Annotated in this window: 10 protein-coding genes; 2 read left to right on the top strand and 8 right to left on the bottom strand. The window is 70.1% G+C overall.

Translation table 11 applies throughout. The features are described 5' to 3' along the window. The 7 genes from VME70_16790 to VME70_16760 all read right to left on the bottom strand — a co-directional run. Nucleotides 1–1,287: hypothetical protein (locus tag VME70_16790; protein ID HTW21855.1), on the bottom strand; the 1,287-nt coding region annotated here is incomplete at its 3' end. Further along, nucleotides 1,284–2,798, bottom strand: coding sequence for a bifunctional cytidylyltransferase/SDR family oxidoreductase (locus VME70_16785; GenBank protein HTW21854.1), 1,515 nt, complete (start codon nt 2,796–2,798; stop codon nt 1,284–1,286). The genes VME70_16785 and VME70_16790, both read right to left, overlap by 4 nt. Nucleotides 2,799–2,810: 12 nt before the next feature. Next, on the bottom strand, nt 2,811–3,671 hold the full coding sequence (locus VME70_16780; protein ID HTW21853.1) for a glycosyltransferase: 861 nt from the start codon (nt 3,669–3,671) through the stop codon (nt 2,811–2,813). Further along, a complete protein-coding gene (locus tag VME70_16775) occupies nt 3,668–4,474 on the bottom strand; it encodes a CDP-alcohol phosphatidyltransferase family protein (GenBank protein HTW21852.1) in 807 nt (268 codons plus the stop codon). The genes VME70_16780 and VME70_16775 overlap by 4 nt, the downstream gene beginning before the upstream one ends. Next, nucleotides 4,471–5,205: an ABC transporter ATP-binding protein gene (locus VME70_16770; GenBank protein ID HTW21851.1), complete on the bottom strand. Its 735-nt coding sequence runs from the start codon at nt 5,203–5,205 to the stop codon at nt 4,471–4,473. The genes VME70_16775 and VME70_16770 overlap by 4 nt, the downstream gene beginning before the upstream one ends. A 3-nt stretch (nt 5,206–5,208) precedes the next feature. Further along, entirely contained in the window at nt 5,209–6,069 is an 861-nt protein-coding gene (locus VME70_16765; GenBank protein ID HTW21850.1) for an ABC transporter permease, read from the bottom strand. 4 nt (nt 6,070–6,073) lie between these two features. Next, nucleotides 6,074–7,234, bottom strand: coding sequence for an alpha-hydroxy-acid oxidizing protein (locus tag VME70_16760; protein HTW21849.1), 1,161 nt, complete (start codon nt 7,232–7,234; stop codon nt 6,074–6,076). Between the two features lie 61 nt (nt 7,235–7,295). On the opposite strand from VME70_16760, the gene VME70_16755 reads away from it, so the two are divergent. Continuing rightward, complete coding sequence (locus VME70_16755) at nt 7,296–9,056, top strand: biotin carboxylase N-terminal domain-containing protein (GenBank protein ID HTW21848.1); 1,761 nt, start codon at nt 7,296–7,298, stop codon at nt 9,054–9,056. Nucleotides 9,057–9,095: 39 nt separating this feature from the next. On the opposite strand, the gene VME70_16750 is transcribed toward VME70_16755, so the two are convergent. Further along, entirely contained in the window at nt 9,096–10,490 is a 1,395-nt protein-coding gene (locus VME70_16750) for an NAD(P)H-quinone dehydrogenase (protein HTW21847.1), read from the bottom strand. 51 nt (nt 10,491–10,541) lie between these two features. Here VME70_16750 and VME70_16745 point away from each other — a divergent pair. After that, nucleotides 10,542–10,668 (top strand): gamma-glutamylcyclotransferase family protein (locus tag VME70_16745; GenBank protein ID HTW21846.1); only part of this gene is annotated, 127 nt, incomplete at its 3' end.

Below are 10,668 nucleotides of genomic sequence, written 5' to 3'. Positions count from 1 at the left end.
CATCAGCGACGTGTGTGCGGGATCCGCCGTCCAACCCTCCCAGGTCGGCGCGTAGAGCACGGTCATCAACCGGTCTCCGACCGGCCCGCTCGCGACCCGGATTCCCTCCAGCTGCGGCCGGCCGACCTCGACGATGTCCTCGTCGCGAATGCCGACCGCTGCACGCCGGTACCGGTCGCGACCGCCCTCGCCGGCCACCCAGATCTCGGAGTAGACCTTGCTGAACGGGTTGAACGACGCCGTCTTGTCGCTGTCGCCGTGACCGACGAAGACATGGCGAACACCGGGCTCGCGCAGCATGTGGATCGTCTTGCCCACGTTCGCCGTGTAGAGCGCGACTCGGATCTCGGGCAGCGAGAAGCCCATGAACTCCACCGCCCCCGGGATGCAGACGACCGGCAGCGTGGTCGGTGCGAGCTGCGGCAGGCAGGGGCGCTCGCGAAGCACCACCAGCGCCGGCCGATGCAGGCGCTCGACGACCGGCAGCCACATGTTCACCTGGTACGCCGAGTCGTCCGCGCCGGTGTGGTACAGCATCACCTCCGAGTGCAGCTCGCGCACCCGCGCGAGAACTGCATTCAGATAGGCGTCGCGAATGAGCGCTCCGCGGGACCGCACGAGCCACGCCAACGCGCCGAGGACCGCGATCAGCTCGACCCCGACGACAGCGCCGACGATCACGTAGAGCACAACCGGCTGCTGGGCGACGACAGCGATTGCGGCACCGACCAGCGCCACTGCCGACAGCCCATGGAACCGCTCGGACAACCTGCGCTGCATCACGTCGGGTAGGTAAGGCGGCCCGTCGATGCCGGTCAGGTCGATGTTCAAGGACTCGACCGGCAGCACCGCACGCCGTCGGACCAGGACGAGCAGCAGCTGGTAGATGATCCGCAGGCCCGCGACCAGCAGGACCAGCGCGAGGCCCGCACGCTCGTCGTGCCTGGCGGCCCAGGCGGCTGAGACCACCAAGATCGCCATCGATGCCTCGCGCACCAGCGTGCGGGTGGCGATGCCGAACTGGCCGCGGGCGAGCGCGGCCCGAAGATCCTCGTTCGCGACGACCGCGACGTCCATCGCCTGGCTCACGGCGATCGCGACCAGCGCCGCAACCGCCCAGCCGAAGATCGCGGCGACCGGAAGGAGTGCGTACGCCGCGAGAGCGACCAGGCCGGTCAGCCGGGCCGACAGCTGCGCGGTCCGCAGTCCGCCACCGTTCTCGCCACCGCCGCCCTGCTCCTCCGGGCGCTCGACGGCAGCGCCGTGAGACTGCTTCGGCTGGCTCACGGCGACTCGTGCTCGAGCGCCGCCTCGACCTCCGCCTCCGCTTCCTGCATCTCGACCTGCTCCTCGACCGCCTCGGCGGCGCCGGCCGGCCGCGCCGAGCGAGCGGCGACCGTGGGGGCAGGTCGGCGCACGTCGACGACCTGGCCGGTCACGTCGGAGACGAGGACGTCGACGGCGGTCTGCGCGACGACTCGAGCATCCAGCAGGTCGCCGGCCGGCTCGACACCGAAGGCCTTGGTGCGCATCGGGGTCGCCGTTCGCTCCGGGTTGATGCAGTTGACCCGGACTCCGAGGTCGGTCCACTCCTCGGCCAGCGCCTGCGTGAGGTTGACGACGGCGGCCTTGCTCGAGGAGTAAAGGCTGTATCCGGCACGTCCGCGCGTGTAGCTGCTCGACGTGAACAGCAACAGCTGGCCCGCGGTCTCCTCGAGATAGCCGGCGCCGAGCCGCGCGATCTGCACCGGGGCCACGTAGTTGACACCGATCATCTCGGCGACGGTGCGATCGTCCGTCTCCGACAACGGCCCGGTGGTCAACACTCCGGCCGTCACGATGATGTAGTCGATCCGGCCGGCGTCGCCGTGCACCTTCGACAGCGCCGCCTCGACCTCGTGCGGGTCCTCGACGTGCGTGTCGGTCGTCGACCGGCTGAACCGGTACACCCCGGCGCCGTACTCCTCGAGCAGTACGGCGATGTCCGCGCCGATGCCGTAGCTCCCGCCGAAGACCACGGCCACCCGACCGCGCAACGCCTCGCCGTAGGCGGCGGGTCCCGACAGCGGCGCGACCGTCGACGAGCTGAGCTGGAACAGCTTGTCCGCGATGAACAGGTCGACCGGCGCGGTCACCTTCATGTTGTGCTCGGACCCTTCGACCACCTTGATCGCGACGTCCGGGAGGTACTTCAGCACCACGCTGCAGTCGTCGGTCGCGGAGAAGGCGGGGTCCTGCCAGGCCAGCTCGTACGCCTTCCGGATGGTCGAAAGGGTGAAGGCCTGCGGAGTCTGGCCGCGCCGCAGCAGGCTACGGTCAGGGATGTCGACGATGATTTCGCCGCTGGAGTCGACCACGATAATCGTGTCCGCGGAGGCGATCGCGGTGTCGACCGCGTCGTAGTTGCGCAGCTCGTTGACGCACTCGCGGATCACGCGCTGCGTGATCAACGGGCGGACCGCGTCATGGAACAGGACGTTGCACTCTTCTGTCCCGAGGTGGTCGAGCGCGATCTTCGTCGTGTCGTTACGGGTCACGCCGCCCTCGAGCACCGCCACGACCTTCCGGAAGCCGCGCGCGGCGATGATCGCCTCGATGTCGGGCACGTAGCCGGGCGTCATCATCACGACGATCTCGTCGACCTCGGCGGTTGCCTCGAAGGCGGCGAGCGTGTGCTCGATGATCGCCTTCCCGGCGACCTTCAGCAGCTGCTTCGGGGTCTCGAGACCGACCCGGGTGCCCACTCCGCCGGCGAGAACGACGCCGACGGTTCGCCGCCGCCTCTTGCTTGCTGCCATTACGCGCGCAGCCTAGACCACGGGCGGGCGGCCCAACCGGGTCAACCGCCACGCCGTGCGCCACTGGATCGGCCGCCGATCCCCGCTCGGCAGCCGGGCTCCGTCGACGAACCCCCGGATGCTCTCGCGCAGGTCGGAGACCCGCCGGCAGCGCAGCACGGTGGCGCTCACCCAGACCGCGAGGTAGCCCGTCGCGAGCAGCCACGGCAGGTTTCGCCGGGCGACCCACACCCGGTTCCGCGTGTCGTAGTAGCGGTGCTCGGCACCTCGGAACGGCTCGGCCTCCGGGTTGAGCACCATCAGGTCGGCGTCGTAGTGGACCCGGTATCCCCCGTCGACCATGCGCCAGGCCAGCTCGATCCCCTCGTGGCCGTAGAAGAATTGCTCCGGCCAACCGCCGCAACCATCGAACGCGGTACGCCGGATCAGCGAAGCGCCCTCCCAGAACCAGGCGACGTCACCGGAACGAGCGGCATCGGCGGCTCGCAGCCGTGGGACGTGCCGCCGAGAGGTCGGCAGCCCGGTCGGGTCGACCGCCCGCGGTTGGAGCACGCCGAGCGCGGCGTCGGAGTCGAACTCGTCCACCGCGCGCTCGAGCAGGTCGTCACCGACCAGCTCGGCGTCGTCGTCGAGAAAGAGCAGGATGTCGCCGTCGACCTCCGCAGCCCCGATGTTGCGCGCCGCAGGGACGCCGACGTTGTCTTCCAACGCGATCGAGCGCACACCGTCCGGAAGCTCCACCGGCACCCAGCCGTTGCCGACCACGACGCAGTCGACCGCCACCTGCTCCTGACCGAGGACGGAGGCCAGCGCGTTCGCCAACTCCTTGGAGCGGTTGCCCATGCTCAGCACGACGCAGCCGACAGAGGTCACCGCAACCGGTCCGACGTCACGGTCGCCAGCAGGTGTCCGACCACCACGATCCCCGCGACCACGAGGAGGCCCACGTCGAGCACGCGGAAGGCGCTCAACCCGCCGCGGGCCGCGTCGACGACGGCTGCGACCACCGCGAGCATGGTCAGCTCGAGGGCGAGCAGCGCTCGGTTGAACGGCATGGCGGCAGCGAACCGGCGTAACCGGCGGATCAGCCCGGCTCGCGACCGGGCCGTCTCGGCGGTGTCGGCAACCCGCTCCAGGCCGGTTTGCGCGCGGGCGACGTGCACGAGGTCGGTCTCCGCCTTGCTGAGCAACGCGAGGAAGCCGGTCGCCAGCCCGACCGCGGTCCAGCCGCCGATCGACCCCAGGCCGCCGTCGGCATGCACCCCCACCGCGACCGCGAGCGCGCCGTCGGTGACGTAGTGCGCCACCCGATCGACGTAGATACCCACCGGGCTGTGCTGTCCCCGCCACCGGGCCAGCTCGCCATCGACGCAGTCGACGGTGCCCTGCACCTGGATCAGCAGGAACGCGACAACGGCCGACCAGAGGTGCGGAATTGTCAGTACGACGGCGGAGCCGATCCCCAGCACGACCAGCGACCACGTGACCGCGTTGGCGCTCACCCGGGTGGGGACGAGCGCGCGGGTCAGGTAGATCGAGAGGTGTCGCTGGTAGAGCCGACCGGCCCAGTGCTCGCCACTGACGCGGCCGACGGTCGACGGCGGCTGCGCCACCGCTCGAAGCTCCGCGATCGACGGGCGCGGGTTCGCCTGGCTGGTTCCGGTGCCGGCGGTCACGCGTTGTCGTCTTCGTCGAGGTACATCTCCAGGATGTCCTCGATCGGCCCGGTCACGAGCGGCTGGTCCCGGCGCAGGTAGATCCCCCGACTGCACCAGCGCCGGAGGTCGTTCTCGTTGTGAGAGACCAGAAGCATCGTGCGCCCCTCGCCGAGCATCCGGTCGATGACGACGCCGCACTTGCGCCGGAACGCCTTGTCGCCGACCGCCAGCACCTCGTCGACGAGGAGGATCGGCTCCTCCATCCGGGTCACGATCGAGAAGGCGAGTCGCGCCCGCATGCCGCTCGAGAAATGCATCACAGGGGTGTCCACGAACCGCGCGACGCCGGCCCACTTCATGATCTCGTCGAACCGCTCGTCGGTCTGCTCACGGCTGAAGCCGTGCAGCGAGGAGATGAGGTAGACGTTCTCGCGCGCGGTGAGATCGCCGACGAAACCGGCCGACAGCTCGATCATCGCGCCGACTCCACCGTTGACCTCGATCACGCCCTCGTCCGGCAACATGACGCCCGCGACGAGCCGGAGCAAGGTGCTCTTGCCGCAGCCGTTGCGCCCGACCACACCGACCGACTCGCCTTTGGCCACCGTGAACGACACGTGCCGCAGTGCCCAGTAGTCGGTGCCGGCCGCCGACTTGCCCTGGATGAGGAGGTTCTTCAGCTCCAGCCGGCGTCGGCGGTTGAGGGCGAACTTGATGCCCAGGTCATGAACCGCAATCGCGTCGCCCACGGCCTAGAGCTCCTTCAGGACCAGGCGCTCGACCCGGCTGAACACGCTGAAGCCGACGATGAGGATCACGAACGCGCCGATGACCGAGAAGTACACCGGGCGCCAGGTGGTCCAGTACCCCGGCAGCCAGACGGCACGGTTGACCTCGAGGATCCCAACCATCGGGTTGTAGCTGTCCCATCGCCGCGCGGACCCGGTCAACCGTTGCAGCGGATAGAGGGCGGGGACCAGGTAGAACAGCATCCGGATGAAGATCCCGATGCCGCGTTGTACGTCGCGGAGCACCGTGTTGAGCGAGGAGATCAGCAACGCCATGCCCGTGCAGATCATCAGCTCGAGCAGCAGCACCAGTGGCAGCGCGAAGACGAACGGCGACGGCTTCACGCCGTAGATCCACGCAACGATCAGCAGGATCGGCAGGCTGAGCACGAACTCGACGGTCTTCACCGCGACGTCGGCGAGCGGATAGATCTCGCGCGGCAGAGCGATCGACGTGATCAGCCGTGAGTTCTGCCGCAGGGTGGACGTCGACGAGTTGACCGTGGATGCGAACCACTGCCACGGCAGGATCGTCGAGGAGATGAACAGCGGGTACATCGGGTAGCTCTTGTGGAAGATCTTGAGCAGCAGGAAGTACGTCCCGATGAGCAGCGCCGGCTCGAGCAGGGACCAGGCATAGCCGAGCACGGATCCGGCGTACTTCTGGCGGAGCCCGCGCTCGGTGAGCATGCGGAGAACGTCGCGGCGCTCCCAGATGTCGTAGACCCGGTCGAGCACCGGAAGGCCTGCAGCCGAGCTGACCCGGCTGCCTTCGTGCAACCGGCGAAACCGCAGGCCGGCCGTGCCTGCCGATGACTCCGCCACGCGATCACGGTATACGGATCAACGTCTCCGGCCCGATATCCGCGAGTGCGGCGCAGCCCGAAAGCGCCATGGTCAGCTCCAGCTCCGCGAGCAGGCTGCGCAGCACATGGCGCACGCCGTCCTCGCCGCCGAGCCCGAGCCCGTACACGTAAGGGCGGCCGTAGAGGACGGCCCGCGCGCCGAGGCCGAGCGCCTTGAGCACGTCCGACCCGGTGCGCACGCCGGAGTCCAGGAGCACGTCGGCGCGCCCGTCGACGGCAGCCGCCACCGCCGGCAACGCGTCGAGCGCGGCGATCTCGCCGTCGACCTGGCGGCCGCCGTGATTGGAGACGACGACGCCTTCGACCCCGGCGTCGATCGCCCGCCGCGCGTCGTCCGGGTGCAGCACGCCTTTGAGCGCGATCGGACCGTCCCAGTGTTCGCGCACCCAGGCCAGGTCCGACCAGGTGTTGCCGGGATCGCCGAACATCGACTGCCACCGCAGGATGGCCCCGGACGGGTCCTCCTCCGGCGACTTGTCGAGCCCGGCCAGGAACACCGGGTCGGAGAAGTAGTTCGCCAGTCCCTTGCTGTGCAGGAACGGCAGGAAGCCATGGCCGAGGTCCCGCGGTCGCCACGCGAGGATGAACGTGTCGAGGGTGAGGAGCAACGCGGAGAACCCGGCCGCGCGGGCGCGGGCCAGCAACGAGGCCCCCACCTCGCGGTCGCGCGGCCAGTAGAGCTGGAACCAGCGCGGCGCGTCACCGCCAGCCTGCGCCACCTCCTCCATCGAGTACGACGACACGGTCGACAACGCGAACGGCACCCGCACGCTCGCTGCTGCCCGGGCCACCGCCAGCTCGGCATCGGGATGCACGATGCCCTGCACGCCGATCGGGGCCAACGCGACCGGCGCCGGCATCGCCGTGCCCAGCACGGTCGTCGCGAGGTCCCGCACGGACACGTCGCACAAGAACCGTGGCACGATCCGCATCCGCTCGAACGCCGCGCGGTTGGCCCGCGCCGTCGACTCCGATCCTGCGCTTCCGGCGACGTATCCGAATACCTCGGGCGGCAGCGCCGCCTGCGCCGCAGCTTCAAGCGCCGCATGGTCGATCGGGTACGACGGCACGACCCCCACGGTGCCGTTGAGGTAGATCTCGTTCTGGTAGTTCGAGAAGGGCAGAGGCAGCTCGGTCATCGGGAGCAGCATGTCACGAGGCACCGCCAGTCAATAGAGTCTGTCCATGCGCAAGGTCCTGATCGCCAACCGCGCGGAGATCGCGATCCGGGTTGCGCGCGCCTGCCGCGATGCCGGCCTCGCCAGCGTCGCCGTCTACGCCGACCCGGACCTGAATGCGCAGCACGTGCAGCTCGCCGACGAGGCCTATGCGCTCGACGGTTCCACCCCGGCCGAGACCTACCTCGACATCGACAAGCTGCTCGGCATCGCCAAGCGCTCGGGCGCGGATGCGGTGCACCCGGGCTACGGGTTCCTGTCCGAGAACGGCGCCTTTGCGACCGCGGTTCTCGAAGCGGGCTTGACCTGGATCGGGCCGCCGCCGGCGGCAATCGACGCGCTGGGCGACAAAGTGAAGGCGCGGCACATCGCCGCCGATGTCGGCGCGCCGCTCACTCCCGGCACACCCAACCCGGTGTCGGGTGTCGACGAGGTGTTCGAGTTCGTGGACACCTACGGGCTGCCGGTCGCCATCAAGGCGGCGTACGGCGGTGGCGGGCGCGGCTTGAAGGTCGCCCGCAACCGTGAGGAGATTCCCGAGCTCTACGACAGCGCCGTACGCGAGGCGGTTGCGGCGTTCGGCCGCGGCGAGTGCTTCGTCGAGCGCTTCCTGGACCGACCGCGGCACGTCGAGACCCAGGTCATCGCCGACCAGCACGGCACGGTCGTGGTCGTCGGCACCCGTGACTGCTCGCTGCAGCGCCGCAACCAGAAGGTCGTCGAGGAGGCGCCGGCGCCGTTCCTCAGCGACGAGCAACGCGACCGGCTCTATTCGGCCAGCAAGGCGATCGTCGGTGCGGCCGGCTACGTCGGTGCCGGGACCTGCGAGTTCCTGGTCGCCCAGGACGGTTCGATCTCCTTCCTCGAGGTCAACACCCGGCTGCAGGTCGAGCACCCGGTCACCGAGGAGACCAGCGGCGTCGACCTCGTTCTCGCCCAGTTCGCTATTGCCGACGGCCAGCACATCGAGCAGGACGACCCGACCCCTCGAGGGCATGCCATCGAGTTCCGGATCAACGCCGAGGACGCCGGCCGCGGCTTCCTTCCGGCGCCGGGCACGATCACCGAGTGGCGGGTGCCGCTCGGCCCGGGGGTCCGGGTCGACTCCGGTTACGTCGCCGGCGACACCGTCCCGAGCGCCTTCGACTCGCTGATCGCGAAGCTCGTCGTCACCGGCGCGAGCCGGCGCGAGGCGATCAACCGGGCCCGCCGCGCGCTCGACGAGTTCGAGGTCGGCGGGATGCCGACGATCATCCCGTTCCACCGCCTGGTGCTGACCGATCCGGCGTTCGTCGACGAGCCGTTCTCCGTGCACACCCGCTGGATCGAGACCGAGTGGACCGGGTCCGTTCCGCCGTACGACGCGGGACCCTCGGCCGAGCCCGGTGCGGTCGAGCGCGGTGCGGTCGAGCGCGAGCGCATCACCGTCGAGGTCGGCGGCCGGCGGTTCGAAGTCAGCCTGCCCGGCGGGCTGGGCTCGGGCGCTGCTCCCGCCCGGCGCAAACCGCCGTCGGCTCATCGCGCCGCGACCGGTGGCGGAGCGCTGTCGGGCGACGCGCTGACCGCACCGATGCAGGGCACCATCGTCAAGGTGGTCGCCGAAGAAGGCCAGCAGGTGGAGGCGGGCGACATCGTCGTGGTGCTCGAAGCGATGAAGATGGAGCAGCCGCTCAACGCGCACCGAGCCGGGCGGGTCGTCGACCTCAGCGCGCAGATCGGCAACGTCGTGGGTGCCGGCGAGCTGCTCTGCCGGATCGTCGAGGAGTAGCCGGGCAGCCGAGGCGCCGTCCAGGGCTACCGGCGGTGCTCAGTCGGCCGTCGACAGGTGCAGCTGGCGGGCCGCCTCGGTGATGCTGCCGGTGATCGACGGGTAGATCGTGAACGTCTGGGACAGCTGGTCGACGGTCAGGCCGTGCTGCACCGCCATCGCCACCGGAAGGATCAGCTCGCTCGCGCGCGGCGCAACCACGACTCCGCCGAGCACCGCGCCCGTCCCGGGCCGGCAGTAGAGCTTCACGAAGCCGTCCTCGATGCCCTGCATCTTGGCGCGCGCGTTGGTGGCCAGCGCCAGCTTGAGCTCGCGCACCCCGCCCCGCTCGGCCGCCGCCTCAACCGCCATCAGCCCGACCGTGGCGATCTCGGGCTCGGTGAAGACGTTCGCGGAGACGGTGGCGAGCCGAAGCGGAGCGACCGCATCGCCCAGCGCGTGCCACATCGCGGTCCGCCCCTGCATCGCCGCAACCGAGGCGAGCAGGAGCAGGCCGGTGCAGTCACCCGCCGCATACACACCGGGAGCCGACGTCCGCGACACCCGGTCGACCAGGACGTAGCCGCGCTCATCGGTCAGGACGCCGGCGACGTCGAGGCCGATCTGCGCCGTGTTCGGAACCGAGCCGACGGCGACCAGGCAGTGGCTGCCGGTCAACCGACGGCCATCGGTCAGCACCACCTCGACGCCGTCCTCGGTGCGCGAGACCGCCTCCGCCCGGGCCTGACGCATGATGTGCATCCCCCGGCGGGTGAACACCTCCTCGATGAGCAGCGCGGCGTCCGCATCCTCGCTCGGCATGACCCGGTCACGGCTGGACACGAGGGTCACCTCGCTGCCGAGAGCGACATAGGCGCTCGCGAACTCCGCCCCGGTCACGCCGGACCCGATGACGACCAGGTGCTCGGGCACCGCCGGCAGCTCGTAGACCTGCTGCCAGTTCAGAATCCGCTCACCGTCCGGTTGCGCGCCCGGCAGCACGCGGGGCGCCGCGCCGGTCGCGATCAGCACGGTGTCGGCCGCGATCACTCGGGTCTCGTCGCCGTCCTCGACGGTCAGCGCCCGGGGTCCGCAGAACCGGCCCGTACCTGCGACCACCTCGACGCCCTCGCGCTCGAGCCGCGCCGCGATGTCGAGGGACTGCGCCCGGGCGAGCGACTTCACCCGCTGGTTGACCGCAGCGGCGTCGACCAGCACCTGTTCGGACGGCAGCCCGCCGCTGCGCAGCCGGACGCCGAGTGCCTCGCTGCCGGCGAAGGCCGTGATCGACTCGCTCGTCGCGATCAACGTCTTCGACGGGACGCAGTCGGCCAGCACGCAGGCGCCGCCCAGCCCTTGGCGCTCGACGACGACGACCTCGGCTCCGAGCTGGGCAGCGACCAGAGCCGCTTCGTAGCCGCCGGGTCCGCCGCCGAGAATCGCTACTCGTGTCACGGTCGACATTCTCGCCTGATCGGCAGGCCTGCTCCTCTACGCTTCGACCACGTGGCGCTCTATGCGGCGTACGGGACCAACCTGGACCCGGCGCAGATGCTCGAGCGCTGCCCGCATTCGCCGTCGCGCGGACCCGGCTGGCTGGAGGGGTGGCGGCTCACCTTCGGCGGTGAGGACC

It is taken from the genome of Mycobacteriales bacterium (assembly GCA_035504215.1).
GTDB lineage: Bacteria > Actinomycetota > Actinomycetes > JAFAQI01 > JAFAQI01 > DATAUK01.
Note: the sequence above shows the minus strand (reverse complement) of the source record. Positions and strands in the feature narration are given on the sequence as shown.